We start from the raw sequence: 18,312 nt of genomic DNA on the forward strand, positions 1-18,312 counted from the left end.
GACTTATCCATAAAAATGACAATTATTGTTGCTAAGTTATTTAAAGTTTTTTGTTGGGGCTTTGATTTTTTAAAAAATCAAAGCCCCAACAAAACTTACACAACTAAGGGGAGGGTGCCTTAAAATGGCTTATCACTAAATGTAAATGCCATATATCAAGATTAAAGAGCCTTATCACTAAATGTAAGTGACATATATCAAGATTAAAATGCCTTATTACTAAATGCAAATGGCATATATCAAGATTAAAATGGCTTATTACTAAATGTAAATGTCATATATCAAGATTAAAGAGCCTTATCACTAAATGCAAGTGGCAATTATAAAGATTGAGATGCCTTAATTCTAAAATGGATTAGCATAACGCCGAATATAAATACTATATATTAATAGTAATTATCATATTTGCATAAGTTTATACAGCCATAATTTGTATTTATATTAAGAAGACTTACCGTAAAATAAGTTATTTGTAATTAGTGGATGGAATGTTTTTGATTGATACCTTGAATAGGTATATTAGGATTTGAAATTAGTAACAATATAAAAAGTACTACAAAACTTTCGCATATTAGCGAGTTGTGCGTAATTAAATCGACCCTTCTATGTTGGACAAAGCCGAAAACTATCAAAGTCATTTAGACTATTTTTCTTCGAAAAAAATAGATGTGACGCATCCAGGTTTTTATGATGACGAGAAATTTATTAAACTAGAGCAGACCAATCCAAATTTACTTGACAACTACGCCAGTTTTGTTTCACAAAAAGTATTTAATAAAGACTACTTATCCAACGCAGAACGTGTAATAAAAAAAACAGCAGAATTATTATTTGAACAACTTCATAAAGATGGACGACAAGGTGCCTGTACTGACGCTTCAATGGCTATGAGCCGAATTCTAGAAAAAGAAGGCATTTGGAATTATCAAGTAAAAGGTAGTTTGACAATTACATTTCCTAATCAAACCAACATCAAGCGAAAATATTTTTGGTCTGTTGACCAAGGCAATTATGTTGCAGCTCATTCGTGGTTGATTGCACCACCATATAAAATTATCGACATCACTGTCCGACAACAAGCATATAAACAAGGCGAAACACAATTTTTACCAAATCTCATCTTAAAAAAAGAAACAAAGTTTTCTACACTAGAATTGGAAGACATTGTCGAGCCAAATTTACTATCCCTATTTTATAATCAGTATGGAAAAAACAAGACCAAAATAATAAATGCGATTTCACCAAACCTTCAATCATTTTCAAATCTGTTTAAGCCGGAAGTAGTTGAAGAAAATGGTGTAATTTTCAAATATTCATCAACAGGAATTGTAGCACCAGACTTGCCATTTGAGCAAGCAACCTCATTGAAGTTAAATGGACTATACGGAATTGATATTTACAACAAGATTATTAAACCACAACTTCAAGACTAACTACCCTCGCTGTTTCAAGTTTTTAAACTTGAAACAGCGAGGGCAGGTTTTTGCCTGCTTTTTTGTTTTTAAAGCTTCAGAAGGTGTAAAAAGCTATTTCTGTTTTCTCAGGCATATAAATTGCCTTACCCATAAATCAATTTTTATTGGTGTTTTCGTTTTGGCTCTCCTACGTTTATTCTATATGTTTGCATGGGTAGTTCTTTCACGGCCTATCGTTAGTAGCCTGGCGTTACGAACGCTCTGTAAGACAATTTAACAACCGAAAATAGTTAGACTTTTCGTATCATAATCAAATCTAAACGTATCAAATCGTATCATTAAGTGTTTGCGGATTCAAATCATAATCGTTTTTTTGCGTATCAAATCGTATCAAATCGTATCAAATCGTATCAAATCGTATCAAAATGGAGAACGGAGTATATAATTTTAAACTGAACATTGATTGGAAGCTGATTAACTTAATTAGTGAAATAGACCGCTTTGATGCAAATTGGACAGCCATTGAACGAAAAGAAGGACAAAGCCTCAAAGAGTTGAAAAGTATTGCCACTGTGCGAAGCGTAGGGGCTTCAAACCGAATTGAGGGTAATAAAATGAGCGATGAAGAAGTTGACGTGTTACTACAAAAAATTGACATATCAAAACTTACCGACAGAGATTCGCAGGAAGTAGTCGGTTATTTTGAAGTATTGGATTTGATTTCGGAATCTTACGAAAACATTAATCTTACCGAAAGCCATATTAAAGGTTTACACAATAGTTTGATGAAATATAGTGCCAAAGACCAATGGCATAAAGGCAATTATAAGGCACATAGCAACGCCGTTGAAGCCTCATTTCCTGATGGTACACAACAAATCATTTTTCAAACAACCGAAGCGGGGTTTGCTACTGAGGATGCCATAAGAAAGCTAATCAATTGGTATAATTCGGAGAAGGTAGTACATCCCATAGTCAAAATAGCATCCTTTGTTTATGATTTTTTGAGCGTTCACCCTTTTCAAGACGGAAATGGAAGGTTGAGTCGTTTAATTTCAACACTATTATTGCTCAAAAACGGATATAAATGGATACAATACGTGAGTTTTGAGCATGAGATTGAAAACCGAAAAAACGAATATTATCAGGTTCTTAGAAGTTGTCAAGCACAACGTCCCAACGAAGATGTTACTGTTTGGATGCAATTCTTTTTGAGTTGTTTGTCAAATATTCAAGCTCAACTTATGATGAAATTGAATAAAACTGGTTTGGAAACACAACTTTCGCCCAAGGAAAAATCAATTTTTACGATTATTCAAAATCGCCCCAACATTCAGTCGGGAGAAATTTCTGAAAAATTGGCGATACCATCACCTACTGTAAAACGTATTCTATCGGAGTTAATCAATAAAGGATTGATTGAAAAACAAGGTAATGGGCGAAATGTAAGTTACACGATAAAATAGATGAAGATAAAAGTTAATAATACCAGAAACTGAGCAAATTGCTTAAACTGTTAGTGTAAATTTATTTTTTACTCAATTTGATAGATAGTCCACATATCCCAACTAGCGCAAGTGTTAAGCATAGCGTCACTTGCGCTAAACTTTCATTCAGTTTGAAACTGAATGAAAAAAACGTCCAAGACACAGTCTTGAACGAGAGGTGTTACAAAGGCATCACTTATATACTTCCAAAAATCTCTTTTGAAAGTTTTGCATCTAAATCGTATAAATCTTTTCTAAAATTTATTTGTCCAGTATTGTCAACCCAAGTTGTAAAGTAAACAATATAAACGGGAACGGTTGGGCGAACACGAATGCCGTATTCTTTATCGGTTTTCAGAATTTTATTTACTCTATTTTCATTCCAAGTAGAATCTTTTCTTAATAAATAAAGTGCTAATCGGTTCGGTTCAGCTACTCTTATACATCCATGGCTGAAAGCTCGTTTTGATTCATTGAATAATCCTTTTGATGGCGTATCGTGTAAGTAAATACTGAAATTGTTCGGGAACAAAAACTTTATTTTTCCAAGTGCATTATCGTCTCCCGGTTTTTGTCGGAAAGTAAAAGGCACATTCTCATTGTCTTTATATTTATTCCAATTGATTTTATTCGGATTCACCACGGTATTACCCGAAAGTACTTCCATGTTATTATCAGACAAATAACCAGCATTTCGCTTGAGTTTCTGTAATATTTCATTCTTTACAATACTTGTCGGAATTCCCCAATATGGATTTAATACAATGGTCGATAAATTTCCTTTGAAAATACTTGTTTGCGTGGCAGTTTTTCCAACGACCACATTCATTGCCCAAGCCTGTTTGCCATTTTCAAAAACATGTAATCTGAATTCTGGAATATTAATCAACAAATAATCTTTTTCTAGTTCAACTGGAACCCATCTAAGGCGTTCCATATTAATCATGATTTGTTTGATTCTGTCTTCAATAGGTTGATTCAACTCTTTAATAGTAGCAAGGTCTAATTCACCGTTTTTGGATAAACCCATTCTAAGTTGAAACCTTTTAACCGCTTTTGCCAATGAATCTGTAAAAGCAATACTTCCATCATTTTCTTGGAGGTCGCCAGTGAGCAATAAATGTTTTTTAACATTGACAATACAGGAGTCACTATCGCCCATTGCGATTACTTTTTTGTTAGAAACTATTTGTTGCCAACCACCTTTTTGTTGAATGTCACGATATTCTCTTAGCTTCTTTTTTAAGCGAATATAATATTGATTAACAGGTTCTTGTATTTTTTCACCTTTAGAAAGCGATACAAGTAAATCCAATAAAGTTTGATAATTTTTCTTTTTTCGAGGAATAAACCATTCTAAATCTAATGGATTTTTGGTGATACCATTGTATGCTTTTTCTGCATATTTAAAAAAAGTAGCAGTCAATAATAATTCTAATTGTTGTACTTCGCTTTGTTGAGTTTGAAACTTTTTTTCATCAGCCTGAGCGGCTAATATTAAGTTTTCCATTTGAGCATTATCAAAGCTATTATCATCAAAATCTTTTTGATAAGCCTGCAATTGATTATAAAAAATAGAAACAGAATGAGATAATCCGTTTTTAGTAATCCATGCCAATTGATAGTTTCGTCTTGTATAAAACTCATGGATTTCTTCTTGAATGGTATCTGAAACAGGAAAGGTTTTAAGGAAAGCTGTGATTGAAGCAGAATCCAAGACCAAATCATTATAGTTCTGTGACTGATAAATGCTTGAATCTGGCAAAATACCTCTCTTTTTCCTTTTCTCTTTATTACAACTCTGAATAATTATCAGGAAAAATAAAGCAAAGAATAAGCTCAAAAATAAAGGATATGTTTTTTTATTATTTTTCATAGGAGTATATAAATTAGAGCTTGCTGAATGATTGAGTATTTACCTAAAATTTATGATAAAAACGGCGTAGTACTTTAAGAATGATGAATATAAAGTAAACTACCGTTTGCCAATACTGGAATTACTTTTGGAATCAAATCATTCGGTAAAGCTGGACAACCATAGCTTCTGCCTAAACGACCAAATTTTTGAATAAAAGTTGAGCTGACATACGATGCTCCATGAATAATTATCTCCCTGCGACGAGCATTATCGTTAATTCCTTTTTGTAAACCATGTAAAAGTAATGCGAGTCCATGTTTTGGACTTGTGATTTTATTGCCAACTAAATAGAAACCAAGACTACTTTGATGGGAATCTATTTTATTTGAAAAAGAAGAAGCCAAATTTTCGCCAGACTTTTTACCATGTGCCACCAGAGAAGAGAACAATAACTTCTTTTTTGATAAATCAATCACAAAAAAGCGTTCCACATTAGATGGTAGAGAAAAATCTACAATGGTAACGATGGGCTTTGATGGATGAAAAGTTTGGTAACCATCAACAGATTCTTTGAAAGCATTATAGCTCACCACTCCATTTAAATGGCAATCTGCATAAAGTATTTGTGTTTCATCCAGAACGACAGCAGTTTTTTGGGGAATTGGTTTTGCTAAACAAAGATTTAGTAAAAGTACAATTGCATGGAAAGTGAAGGTCATATTCTAGTATCTCCTTGGGTTTTGTTTCTATACTAACAGTATCGTATTGGTTTTCATTGCAATTCGTCAGAAAAATCTTTTCTTAAAACTAGACTTTCCTCAACTCAATTATGCTGAATTAGCATACTGGCAATAATTAATGCAAAATTATCATAAAATGATTCTAAATGTATCTTTTTGTTAACAAACTGATATTATTAGAATTATTTTCAGGTTAAACAGTCAATGTACTTTTGTGGCAAGAAAGGCTTCTAATTGTAGATTAAGATTTTTCATACAACACCTTCGGCGTTTAAACAGCCTCCAATCAACTATACAGGTCAAAAATATTAGTCCGCTTCATTCACTAAACTTTTATCCAATTATGAATAGGTATGCTCTTTTGCGGAAGAAATACTTGTTTGTAGAAAAAATAAATTGATGAAAAAAATATACTTTTTATTCCTTTTTTGGCTGACTTTATCGAGTTTCCATTACTCGCAAGCACAAAATATAAAAGCCAATTATGCCCTTATCAAAGGCAAAAGTTTTGTCCAATCTAAAAATTATTATCTTCTTACTTTACTTCAAAATTTGCCTGAAGTCAAAAATTTTCTAAGTAATGATGCTGTACTGAAAAACATCACAAAACAGAAAATAGAAGCCTTGAATAATGTCTCAAAACAATGTCAAAATAAAGTAAGTTGCCTCACCGAAAGTATGCAATTTTCAGAAACTGAAATAGAAGAAATCAGTAAACGTTTGGGCGAACTTTATACCGAAAATAATGCTTTGGGCAAATTGATTTCAGAACATCTAATTCCTTCAGGCACTTATATTTTAACACAAAAACTTTCAGCCAAAGAACAATTAATCAAAGCTTGGGAGCAAGATGCCCGTGGAATTAATTTCACGATTGGCGTTTATGTCGCTGGACAAAAGCCAAATTATCCAAACATTGACTCTATCAGCTTTAAGGTTACACACAAAAGCTATCCTCAATTATTGGGCGATTTACACAAAACAGTTCAAGAAGAAAGCAAAAATGCCAATTTGTTTTTTGAGCCATCACTTACCGCTGCTTTATTGGCTTTAGAAATCAATGAACGAGAACAAGTAGCTGATTTTGAACCAATGGCTTCTACAGTGAACAAATTAGCTTTCGATAGAATCAAAACAATTAATTGGAAAGCCTTTCCATACTCAGTAATTCTTGTACCCGGTGCTGGACCAGAAGAGCCAGAAGTAGCTCTAAGTGCAGGAGGAATGTTGCGTTGCAGAGTAGCCGCTTTACGTTATTTTGAAGGATTAGCCCCTTTTGTGGTGGTTTCGGGTGGAAATGTTCATCCTTATAAAACGAAATTTAACGAAGCTATAGAGATGAAGAAGTTTATGATAGAAAAACTTCATGTTCCAGCCAATGCCATTATTGTAGAACCACACGCACGCCATACCACAACCAATATGCGTAATACAGCCCGTTTGATTTTCCGTTATGGAATTCCTTTCGACAAAGCTTGTATTACTTCTACTTCCAAATCACAAAGTATGTATATCCAAGAATTGAATTTGGATAAACGTTGCGAGAAAGAATTGAACCATGTGCCTTACCGAAAAGGCAAACGCTTGTCTGAAACTGAAGCCGAATTTTATCCGCTTATTGAAGCGCTACAAATCAACGCACTTGAACCACTTGATCCATAGAATAATGAGTGAATGAGTGATTTGTGATTGAGTGATTAAAAAAGTAATATTTTATCTAATCACTAAATTACAACTCGCTCATTCACAAATCACTAACTGTCATCACATCATGAAAAGAAATAAAGCTATCATTGAAATGAGCGGACTTGTCCTTTCTGGTATTTTGAGTTTTTGTTTTTTATCACAACAAGTTACTGTTAAAGACCTTGAGTTTAGGCTTAAAAAAGAATTTTCGATTGATTCTCTTGGTGCAGGACAAGGTATTAGTATTCAAAATGAAAAAGCCTTTATTTATGGCGACAGAGAAGTAGGAATGATTCGTGAATATGTCTTGAAAAACGATTCGCTGACTTATACAGGTAAAGAAATACAATTGAGTTTAGCAGGAAAAGATGTGATTAATCATCCAACAGGTATCGCATTTCATAAAAATCAACCAACTTTTATTGGCAACAGTATCCGATTAAATCCAGAAGGAACACTTTGGAAAGCCATGATTTATTTGGTTGATTGGAAAGGACTACAAAAAACAAAAACATTGGATGGTAATTTACTGAATACCATTGAAGATGATGCCTGTATTCAAGGTACTCGTCCAGAATATGTACAGTACAAAAACAAATGGTTTGTAGCAACAGCCGATTATGGTAACAAGAAAAACGAAGTACGTTTATACAATCCGTTAGCGTTGAAAGCCGCCAAAAAGACTTCAGAAGCAGGCGTACTTTATAAGAAATTTACTTGTAGTGCTTTTGTACAAAACTTACTTTGGGTTCCTGAAAAAAAGGTGTTGGTATTAATTCAAAATCAAATTGAAGGACGCAGATGGCGATTTACTTTTTTAGATTTTGAAAAATCTTTAGAAACAGGACACGAAGTAGTTTTGAAAACAATAGACCTAGATAAAACCGATGAATTAGAAGGTTTTGCCTTGACCAAAAACATTCAAAAAGGCATTGCAGTAACGTCTGCTCGTAAGGCAAATGTGCATCTTGCAAATTTAAAATGGTGAAAATATAATCCAAATTTCAATAAATAATCAACAAAAAAATGCAAAAACAAGTACAAAAACAGCTTTGGCTAAGAGCCATGCTGTTAGTTGTAATGGCTGGTACCCAGACAATCGGTACTGTAAAAGCAACTGCTTTTACACAGCAAAAACAAGTGGCAAACACAGTAACGGGAACAGTAACGAATGAGGCGGGACAAGCAATGCCAGGAGTAAACGTTTTTGATAAAACGGCGAAAAAAGGAACAGTAACAGATGCAAAAGGTAAATATTCAATTGTTTCTGATGAAGGAAATACCTTGATTTTCAGTTTTGTAGGCTATGAATCGAAGGAAGTTTTAGTTGGAAAATCTTCGCAAATCAATGTACAGCTTTTTGAAAATTCACAAGAATTACAAGAAGTAGTAGCCATTGGTTATTCAACAGTCCGTAAAAGCGATGTTACTGGGGCAATTTCTAGCGTAAAAGCCAAAGAGTTAAACCTTTCTACACCCACTGTTGGACAAGCTTTAGTCGGAAAAGTAGCCGGTGTACAAGTATCACAAGTAAGTGGTGCGCCTTATGTAGGTACAAAAATTCGTGTGCGTGGTGTGGGTTCAATCAATGCTACTTCAGATCCACTCTATGTAATTGATGGTTATCCTGCTGGTAATGACGTATTTATCAATCCAAACGATATTGAATCTATCGACATCTTGAAAGATGCGGCTTCGGCGGCGATTTATGGTTCAAGAGCTTCGGGCGGTGTTGTTTTAATTACCACCAAAAGAGGAAAAGAAGGAGCTGGTCAGTTTCAGTACGATGTTCAGTACGGGTTGAATCAGTTAAGTAAAAAAGTAGATTTGTTAAATTCAGAGCAATTTGCACAATTGTTAATTGATGGGCATAATAATTCATATCGTGATTTAATCGTGAATTCTGGAAGAACTTGGAACGATGCTATGTTTTCAGACGATAATGCGACTAGAGTTTCAAAAGTTGGTAATGCTTCTTCTGTAAGTATTCCAGCTGAGTTTTATGATTTTGCTTCTCAAAAATTGATAAAACCAACGATTAATACAGATTGGCAAGATGAATTATATCAAACTTCTTTAGCACAACGTCATAATTTATCATTCTCAGGTGGAAATTCTTCTACTCGTTATGCCATAAGTGGTGGATATTTGAATCAGCCCGGAATTATTAAAAGTACTAAACAAGAACGTATTAATTTCCGTGCAAATGTTGATGGACAAGTAAGTAAGAAACTAAGAGTTTCAGCAAACTTAGCCATGACGACCAACGAAAACCGAGAAGTACAAGAAGGACGTTTTAACCAAGGACCAATTTTAGGAGCGTTGATTTATATGCCATTTTTTAGTGCTTATAACGAAGATGGAAGTTTAAAGAAAAACGAAGCAGCATCGAAATCATCTTTGTACGCCTATCAAACACTTGAAAACCCAGTAGCCTTAGCAACCGAAACACATATTTCAAGAAAAGGCGTTCGTGGTACTTTTAGTGGAAATGCGACGTGTCAAATTTTGCCAAGTTTGGCAGCTAAAGTGAACGTTGGTTTACAGACTTATAACGAAAAGTATGAGTTTTATTTACCAACATCATTGAGTAGCGGTGCGAATCCTCCTAGTTCTCCGCAATCAATTGCGGCAGCTAATGCTGTAGCTCAAACAAGATCAGAAATGGATAAATTGGCTGAGTTTACGTTGAATTATAATGAAAAATTCGGTGAACACAGTATCAATGCTTTGGCAGGTTACACGGCACAACAATTAGATATTGATGTTATTAGCGTAACAGCTAAAGGTTTCCAAAACGATAGAATTGAGGAAATTACAGGCAAAGGTGCTGACGCAACTTTATTTACCTTGAATGGTGCTACAGGGAAATCTACGGCTACTTTACTTTCTTACTTGGCTCGTTTGGGTTATAACTATAAAGAAAGATATTTCTTAACGGCTTCGTACAGACGTGATGCTTCTTCTCGTTTTGGTCCTTTGAATCGTTGGGGTAATTTTCCTTCTATTTCTGCTAGTTGGAATCTTTCGCAAGAACCATTCTATGCGGATAAATTTGGCGAACAAACTTCTATCAAATTGCGTGCGAGCTGGGGTTTGAGTGGTAATAACAACATCGGTAATTATAATTATTTACAGACGATGTCTAGCCCCACAGGAGTCGTTTTTGGCAATGGAACGATTCAATCTGCGGTATATCCAAACGATATTCGTGACCAGCGTTTAGGTTGGGAATCTACTTCTCAAATCAACTTTGGTACAGACATTGGTTTGTTCAATAACCGTGTTTTTGTAATGGCAAATTATTATGTTTCTGAATCTTCAGATTTATTGTTTAATCAACCGATTTCGGCAATTGCTGGTGCATCGTCAATTTTAACAAATCTTAGAAATTCTAAAGTACAAAACAAAGGTTGGGATTTTCAGGTTGATACACGTTTAGTTCAAACGGGCGACTTGAAAGTAAATTTAAGTGGTAATATTTCAATCAACCGCAACAAAGTATTAGACCTAGGTGGTGCAAATGCCATTTTCAGTGCGGGTGCTGAACGTTCTTATATCACACACACTACGCAAGAAGGTCAGCCAATTGGTATGTTTTATGGCTTTAAAGTAAAAGGAATGGTTCGCCAGTCGGACATGGATAATTTAGCAGCAGATAATTTGGTTTATAATGCAGCAACGCAATCTTTCCCAAAAGATTACAAAATTAAAGGCCCAGCACGCTCTACCGCTTCAAGTAACCCTTTGAAACCAGGAGACCTTTATTTTGAAGATGTAAATGGCGACGGCGTAGTAAACGATTTAGACAAAACTGTAATCGGTACTCCTTACGCTAAGTTTACTTATGGGTTTGCTCTTTCTGCAACTTATAAAAACTTCGATTTAAGTTCATCTTTCAATGGTTCTTATGGCAACCAAGTACTCGACGGACAAGACTATTATGTTTATAACATGGAAGGTTCTGGAAATCAGTACGCTTCGGTTGTAAATCGTTATCGTTCAGAGGCTGAACCTGGCGACGGAACTGTTTATCGTGCATCTCGTGGTGGTACACAAAGTAACAGTACTCGTCTTTCAAGTTTCTATTTACAAGATGGTTCGTTCTTACGTTGTACAAATCTTACAATGGGCTTTACAATACCAACACAATGGTTAGGCAAGCAAAAATCAGTATCCAATGCTAGAATTTATGTAGGAATTGATAACGCTTTTACGATTACAAAGTATAAAGGCTATAACCCAGAAGTTGATTATAACGATGGGGCAAATCTTAGACCAGGGGTAGATTATGGTAAATATCCTTTAATGAGAGCCTATAACATTGGTGCAAAATTGACATTCTAAATGAATTTTTCAGGAAGTAATCAACATGAAAATCTTGAAATTCAATTAAATAATATTCAAAAAAATGATAAAGAAATTAATAACATTACTTGTTTTGGCGACAGCCCTTGCAAGTTGTAGCGATGATTTTGTGCTACAAACAGACCCAAATTCAGTAGCCGCTTCAGATTATTTCCGTACAGATAACGACGTACTTCAAGCGGTAAATGGCGTGTATCAATCGCTTCGTGGTGGAAATAATATTGGCGAAAATAGCGGACTTTTTACTGACGAACGTTCGGATGATGCAGGTAGAAATGATAACCAGTCGAACGCTGGTGAGCCTTTTCAGTTCAATGATTTTGCGATTTTACCAAGTAACACCAATTTAAAAAGTCATTGGCTTTCGTTGTATCAAACCATTGCACGCTGTAATCAGGTTACTTCAAATATTGATAAAGTAACTTTTACCACGCCAGCCAATAAAGATATTTATAATGCAGAAGTGAAATTTATTCGAGCCATGATTTACTTCCATTTGGTAAGAAAATGGGGCGATGTGCCATTGGTTACAAAGCAGTTAAATTCAACGGATGATGTAATTGCGAATACTTTTCGTGAGAAAAAAGAAAAAGTTTACGAACAAATTGTTGCTGATTTGAAAGAAGCAGTAGCGAGTGGTTTACCAAATCATCAACCAGTTTCTGAAAAAGGTAGAGTTTCAAAAGCAGCAGCCAATGCTTTGTTGGGACAAGTATATTTAACAATGGCAACTACTTTAGACCAAGCCAATCGTGCCGCTAATTTAGCCAATGCAAAAACGTATTTGACGGCAGCTTATAACATGAAAACTTTTGCAACCTTGAAAGACATTCCTTACACAGATGTATTTGATGTAAGTAAAAAGTCAACGAATTCAGAAATCATTTTCCAGATTGTTAACAAACAAGGCGACATAACGTATTCATCTTCAATTGCAGCGAATAACCAAGCTAAAGGAGAAACAACGAATTCACTAAAACCAAGTAATGGCGTAGGCGGAAATGTAAAACAAGATTTAGTGAAAGAATACGAAATCAATGATTTGCGTAAGGATTTCTCAATAAAATATGCGAATGATGCTACTGTAAAAGATTGGTACATTACTAAATTTAGAGATGTTAGTGCTTTAGCAGGTGCTACAGGTTATGGCGGAAACGATTGGCCTTTAATTAGATATGCGGATGTAATTTTGATGTTGGCAGAAGTAAATATGTATTTAGGGGATGAAACGACTGCGATTCAATTTTTGAATCAAGTGCGTGAAAGAGCTAAATTATCTACTTATGAAGTGATGAAAAACAATGCAGAATATGCTGCAAAGTATCCAACTTTGAAATTGGCTATTCTTCACGAACGTAGAGTTGAACTAGCTTTTGAACATCACCGTTGGTTTGATTTACTTCGTTTCTTTACGCCAACAGAATTAGTTACTTATATTCAAAGTAAATCACAAACAGATTACGGAACGGCTAAAGTATCAAACTTTGGTTTGAAAGATTACCTTTTCCCAATTCCATTTGATGAATACAAATTGAATCCAACAAAAATGTATCAGAATTCAGGTTACTAATATAAACAAGAAACCCCAGCTATTTGGTTGGGGTTTCTTGTTTATAGTTAAATCGTTAAAATCCTCATTATTTCCAACCACCACCTAACGAACGATATAAATCTGCTTCCAGTCTAGCTTTTTTCAATGAAACTAACTCTAATTCACTTTGTAGTAAATTGCTTTGAGCCGTAATTACCTCTAAATAATTAGCCATCCCACTTTTAAACAAGATGTTCCAGAGACCATTCCGCCGCCAGTTGCACCAATACTGACAGAATGATTTCCCTGTGAAGAAGAACCTTTTGTATCCATCATCGGAATTAAGCCCACTACAAAAGCTAGGGAGGTCAAATAAACTTCATACAAGCTGTTTTTAAATAAGAATTACTCTTCTACGAACATACTTCAATGTAATGTACTCATTTTTTTACCGATTGATAAAAAATATTAACAATCGAAAAACATGATTTTTCAACATTAAAAAGCATATTTTTTATTCTATCATAAACAAGCTTTATATTATATTTTAGCAAAATGACATTTTTGGTAAAATTTTTGCTATTTTTCCAATAGATAATACAATTTGTGGGTTCGCTAATTGCTGTCCGAATTTAAAACTTAAAGTTTATTTTGTTAACCATGAGATATAAATATATATTTTTATTCATTTTTATACTACTTCAGCATACATTACTTTTTTCGCAAGAATTCAAGCCAGTATTTAAGCGTATTTCTACAGAAGATGGTCTTTCACAAAGCCATGTGAGTGCCATATTGATGGGAAAAAAAGGCTTTATGTGGTTTGCCACTGACGAGGGACTTAATAAGTATGATGGAGCTAAGTTTACTATTTATAAGCACACAAGGGGCGATAAAAAGAGCCTTAGTGATAATTATATCTATGATATTTTAGAAGACCATGCGGGAAATCTGTGGGTTGCTACCTCTGTTGGTTTAGATAAATTCAATCGTGAAAAGGGTGTTTTTGAGCATTTTTTTGAAGAAGGGCATCACGTAATTGTTCGTGATATTTTTGAAGATACTAAGAACAGAATATGGCTAGGAACGACAACGGGTTTATACTTGATAGATGCTAATAAAGGTACTTTTACAATAATTAAGCATCAAAATAATAATATAAACAGTCTCAGCAGTGATTTTATATATACTATTGGCGAAGACTACACTGGAAATATTTGGATTGGAACAAAAGAAGGATTGAATAAGTATAATCCAGAGCGTAAGTTATTTACACATTATTTTCATGAAGTAAATAACCCTAAAACTATTGATTCAGATTGGGTTAACACAATTTTTTTTGATAGTAAACACAATCTTTGGGTAGGTACTTTAGCAGGAGGAATTTCAAAATACAATCCTCAAGATAATAGTTTCAAAACGTATAGGCACAATGTAAATAATCCAGAAAGTTTAGCATACGACGATATTCTCTCTTTTATGGAAGATAAAAGTGGGAATTTATGGATTGGCACTGAAAACGGAGGTATTAGTATTTATAATCCCCAAACGGAGAAATTTAAAACTATTACTTTTGATATTAACAACCCAAATAGTTTAAGTAACAATTCTGTTTATTGTATGTATCAAGACAGAACGGGTAATATCTGGATTGGTACTTATTCTGGAGGAATTAATTTTTTACCAAAATATGGCAACAAATTTAATTTACTAAAACAGACTGTCGATAAAAATGGATTAAATAATAGTAGTGTATTGAGTGTTCTAGAACATGGAGATAATAAAATTTGGTTTGGAACAGATGGCGGTGGACTGAATGTACTTGATAAAAATACCAATACTTTTACAGCTTATAAAAAGAATCCATCTAACAAAAATAGTATTGGTTCAAATTATGTATTATCTGTTGTAGAAATAGATAAAGATTGGTTGGCATTGGGCTTTTTTATAGGAGGCTTCGATTTATTCAATACCAAAACGAAAGAATTTATCCATCATTTGCCTAATCCCAAAGATAAAAATACGGTTTCGTCAAGCAGTATTTTTGGTATGTTGAAAAGTCAAGATAACAACCTTTGGTTAGGTACTTGGACAGGTGGATTGGGTTATTATGATATTAAGAATAAGCAATTTACGAACTATTTGCACGACCCACAGAATCCTAAAAGCGTATGCAGTAATTACGTAAAAGCATTGTATGAAAACGGTAATGATGAACTTTGGGTAGGGACTGAAGATGGACTTGACCTTTTTAATAAAAAAACTAAAACATTTACTCATTTTAGAGCTAATACTAACAATCCTAATAGTTTGTGTAATAATAATATACAAACAATTGTAAAAGCCAAAGAAGGGTTTTTGTGGATTGGAACAACCGATGGATTGTGTTTACTGAATTTGAAAACTAAAATCTTTCAGACTTTTACGGAAAGCAATGGTTTACCTAATGATTTTATAAATGCAATCTTGAAGGATAAAAATGGTGATTTTTGGATAAGTACCAATAAAGGTATCGCCAAGTATAATTTTGTAACGAACACATTCAAGAACTTTAGTCCTTCAGATGGTTTGCAAGGAAATGAATTTAAACCTAGGGCTGCTTGCCAAACTAAGGATGGTGAAATGTATTTTGGGGGTCCCAATGGTGTGAATTCTTTTTATCCTGATAATATTCAGTATAATAAGATTGCTCCGCCAGTATTTATTACTGATTTTCAGATATTTAATAAATCAATTGTTCCCGGAGAAAAGGATTCCCCACTTCTAACTCATATCAATTATACGGATGAAATTGTATTAGATTATAAGCAATCTTTCTTTTCTTTTGAATTTACGGCACTGAATTATATTCTGCCTCAAAAAAATGGTTATGCGTATAAACTAGAAGGTTTTGATCTTGGCTGGAATTATACGGGCAATCGTAACAGAGCATCATACACTAATCTTGACCCGGGCAAATATGTCTTTAGAGTAAAAGCATCAAACAATGATGGATTTTGGAACGAAGAAGGATGTGCTATAAGTATCGAAATATTACCTCCTTATTGGGCTACTTGGTGGTTTAAAGCATTTATATTTTTGTTGGTAGTTTGCTTGGCAACTTACTTTTATAAGTATAGAATGAACCGAATAAAAGCTCAAAATATAAAACTTGAAAAAGAAGTAGAATTACGTACAGCACAGTTGTTAGAATCTACAGAAGAAGAACATAAAGCTAGAGAAGAAGCAGAAAGAGCAAATAAAGCTAAAAGTGTTTTTTTGGCAACGATGAGTCATGAAATCAGAACGCCACTAAACGGCATTATTGGTATGGCATCGTTATTAGAGGAAACGCCTTTGAACGAAGAGCAGAAAAGTTACTCTGATACCATTCATGCTTGTGGGGAAGGTTTACTTACGGTTATCAATGACATTTTAGATTTTTCTAAAATAGAGTCGGGTAAAATGGAGCTTGATTTGCATGATTTTAACCTTAGAAATTGTATAGAAGAAGTATTGGATGTTTTTGCTGCCAAAGTAGCAAGCCTGAATTTGGATTTACTTTACTTGATAGAATGGAATGTGCCTGCTCAAATTGTTGGCGATAATCTTCGTTTGCGTCAGGTTTTATTAAATCTCATTGGCAATGCGATAAAATTCACTCATGAAGGAGAAGTTTTTGTAAGAGTCTTTTTGGATGAAAGTAAAGACAATGATGAAATTGTATTAGGTTTTGAAGTAAAAGATTCAGGAATTGGTATCCCACCAGATAAATTAGACAGACTTTTCAAACCTTTTTCACAAGTTGATTCTTCAACCACAAGAAGATACGGTGGTACAGGTTTGGGACTAATTATTAGTGAAAAAATCGTCAATTTAATGGGTGGTTCTATTCGAGTAGAAAGTACTGTGGGCAAAGGCACAACCTTTAAATTTGAAATCAAAACAAAAGTTAGTTCAGCTCAACTTACTACTTTCCCTTTTAACCTTGAAGTGTTAAGAGATAAAAAAGTATTAGTCGTGGATGATAACAATACCAATTTATCTATTCTGAAAGGACAATTAGAACATTGGAATATGCAGGCTACATTATTTTCTTGTCCGAAAGAAGCCATTGCTTTGATAAAGACAAACGAGAATTTTGATTTGATCATTACTGATATGCAAATGCCTGACATTGATGGAATTTCTTTTGCTTTAGCTGTTAAAAGACAAAGACCGAATATACCAATCCTTTTATTGAGTTCAGTTTCTGATACTTTCTACAAAGAGTATCCAGATTTGTTTAGATCTGTGTTGATGAAGCCAGTTAAACAGCATATTCTTTGTAAAAGTATTCATGATAATTTGCTTAGGAGTGAGCAAACCAAAATGGTAGATAAACCAGCCTCGACTGCGCAAACTCAGAAATTGCAAAGCGATTTTGCCTTGCATTATCCAATGAAAATTTTAATTGCTGAAGATTATGTAATGAACCAAAAATTGGCTTTGAAAGTATTAAGCAAACTTGGTTTTGAAGCAGATTTAGCTGAAAATGGACTAGAAGTGCTTGAAGCATTTGAGAAAAAACACTATGATTTGATATTGATGGATATGCAAATGCCTGAAATGGATGGAATAGAAGCAACAATTGTACTTCGTTCAAAACCAATTCAGCAACCAGTGATTATAGCCATGACTGCCAACACTTTAGCTGAAAATAAGGAAGAATGTAAAGCTGCTGGAATGGATGATTACATCAGCAAGCCTATTAATCTTGAATTTTTGGTAAGTTTACTAGAAAAATGGGGTAAGAAAATCAAAGAAAAACACGAAGTTTCATAAAAGCTAGATTCCTAGCTTGAAAGCTTTAAATGTTAGTTTTCAAGCTAGGGAAAATCTAAAATTAATTTTCTGCTAAAATTTCACCCCCAGGTTTTACATGCTTGAAGTCACCATCATTGGGCAAATCATTCATCGGGTTAATCCTGAATACTTCTTTACTCACAATTCTTTGTAACACAATTTCTACCAAAGTTGTACTGTTGGGTTTTAGTACATAATCAAACATGGTTTGGTCGGCTTTGATTTCGCAAGGAGTATAATAGACAAAACCTTCTGATGGGCGTGGAATGATTTTTAACCCTAATTTGGCTTCCCTTGAAAATTGTTTTTCGATATTGCTTTACGATAAAATCCACTCATGTTCTGGGTGGATTTTTGCTTTCATCTGAGGTGCTTTATTTAAAAAATACAATTTTGTTTGATT

At 34.0% G+C, this 18,312-nt stretch carries 11 protein-coding genes; 7 read left to right on the top strand and 4 right to left on the bottom strand.

The window, feature by feature from the left end; translation table 11 throughout:
- Positions 1 to 605 precede the first annotated feature (605 nt).
- Entirely contained in the window at positions 606 to 1,433 is an 828-nt protein-coding gene (locus VB776_RS23820; RefSeq protein WP_323699350.1) for a hypothetical protein, read from the top strand.
- A gap of 407 nt (positions 1,434 to 1,840) precedes the next feature.
- Positions 1,841 to 2,881 carry a Fic family protein gene (locus VB776_RS23825; RefSeq protein WP_323699351.1) on the top strand — a complete coding sequence of 347 codons (1,041 nt, stop codon included), beginning with the start codon at positions 1,841 to 1,843 and terminating at the stop codon, positions 2,879 to 2,881.
- 217 nt (positions 2,882 to 3,098) lie between these two features.
- Here VB776_RS23825 and VB776_RS23830 read toward each other — a convergent pair whose 3' ends face one another.
- On the bottom strand, positions 3,099 to 4,778 hold the full coding sequence (locus tag VB776_RS23830; protein ID WP_323699352.1) for a L,D-transpeptidase family protein: 1,680 nt from the start codon (positions 4,776 to 4,778) through the stop codon (positions 3,099 to 3,101).
- 74 nt (positions 4,779 to 4,852) lie between these two features.
- A complete protein-coding gene (locus tag VB776_RS23835) occupies positions 4,853 to 5,479 on the bottom strand; it encodes a murein L,D-transpeptidase catalytic domain family protein (RefSeq protein WP_323699353.1) in 627 nt (208 codons plus the stop codon).
- A 420-nt stretch (positions 5,480 to 5,899) separates the two neighbouring features.
- Here VB776_RS23835 and VB776_RS23840 point away from each other — a divergent pair, with 420 nt between their 5' ends.
- The 4 genes from VB776_RS23840 to VB776_RS23855 all read left to right on the top strand — a co-directional run bounded on the left by VB776_RS23840 (position 5,900) and on the right by VB776_RS23855 (position 13,124).
- The gene (locus VB776_RS23840) at positions 5,900 to 7,162 is read left to right on the top strand and encodes a YdcF family protein (RefSeq protein ID WP_323699354.1); all 1,263 of its coding nucleotides are present in this window, start codon (positions 5,900 to 5,902) and stop codon (positions 7,160 to 7,162) included.
- A gap of 109 nt (positions 7,163 to 7,271) precedes the next feature.
- Positions 7,272 to 8,174, top strand: coding sequence for a hypothetical protein (locus VB776_RS23845; protein WP_323699355.1), 903 nt, complete (start codon positions 7,272 to 7,274; stop codon positions 8,172 to 8,174).
- A gap of 38 nt (positions 8,175 to 8,212) precedes the next feature.
- On the top strand, positions 8,213 to 11,533 hold the full coding sequence (locus tag VB776_RS23850; protein ID WP_323699356.1) for a SusC/RagA family TonB-linked outer membrane protein: 3,321 nt from the start codon (positions 8,213 to 8,215) through the stop codon (positions 11,531 to 11,533).
- Between the two features lie 64 nt (positions 11,534 to 11,597).
- A complete protein-coding gene (locus VB776_RS23855) occupies positions 11,598 to 13,124 on the top strand; it encodes a RagB/SusD family nutrient uptake outer membrane protein (RefSeq protein WP_323699357.1) in 1,527 nt (508 codons plus the stop codon).
- 67 nt (positions 13,125 to 13,191) lie between these two features.
- Here the strand turns inward: VB776_RS23855 and VB776_RS23860 are convergent, their stop codons facing one another.
- Positions 13,192 to 13,320 carry a hypothetical protein gene (locus VB776_RS23860; RefSeq protein WP_323699358.1) on the bottom strand — a complete coding sequence of 43 codons (129 nt, stop codon included), beginning with the start codon at positions 13,318 to 13,320 and terminating at the stop codon, positions 13,192 to 13,194.
- 425 nt (positions 13,321 to 13,745) lie between these two features.
- Here VB776_RS23860 and VB776_RS23865 point away from each other — a divergent pair, with 425 nt between their 5' ends.
- Positions 13,746 to 17,888 (top strand): hybrid sensor histidine kinase/response regulator, encoded by a 4,143-nt coding sequence (locus VB776_RS23865; protein WP_323699359.1) that lies wholly within the window; start codon positions 13,746 to 13,748, stop codon positions 17,886 to 17,888.
- A 61-nt stretch (positions 17,889 to 17,949) separates the two neighbouring features.
- On the opposite strand, the gene VB776_RS23870 is transcribed toward VB776_RS23865, so the two are convergent.
- Positions 17,950 to 18,114, bottom strand: a complete 165-nt coding sequence (locus tag VB776_RS23870; protein WP_323699360.1) for a hypothetical protein — start codon at positions 18,112 to 18,114, stop codon at positions 17,950 to 17,952.
- Positions 18,115 to 18,312 lie beyond the last annotated feature (198 nt).

The organism is Arcicella gelida, from assembly GCF_034931025.1.
Classification (GTDB): domain Bacteria; phylum Bacteroidota; class Bacteroidia; order Cytophagales; family Spirosomataceae; genus Arcicella; species Arcicella gelida.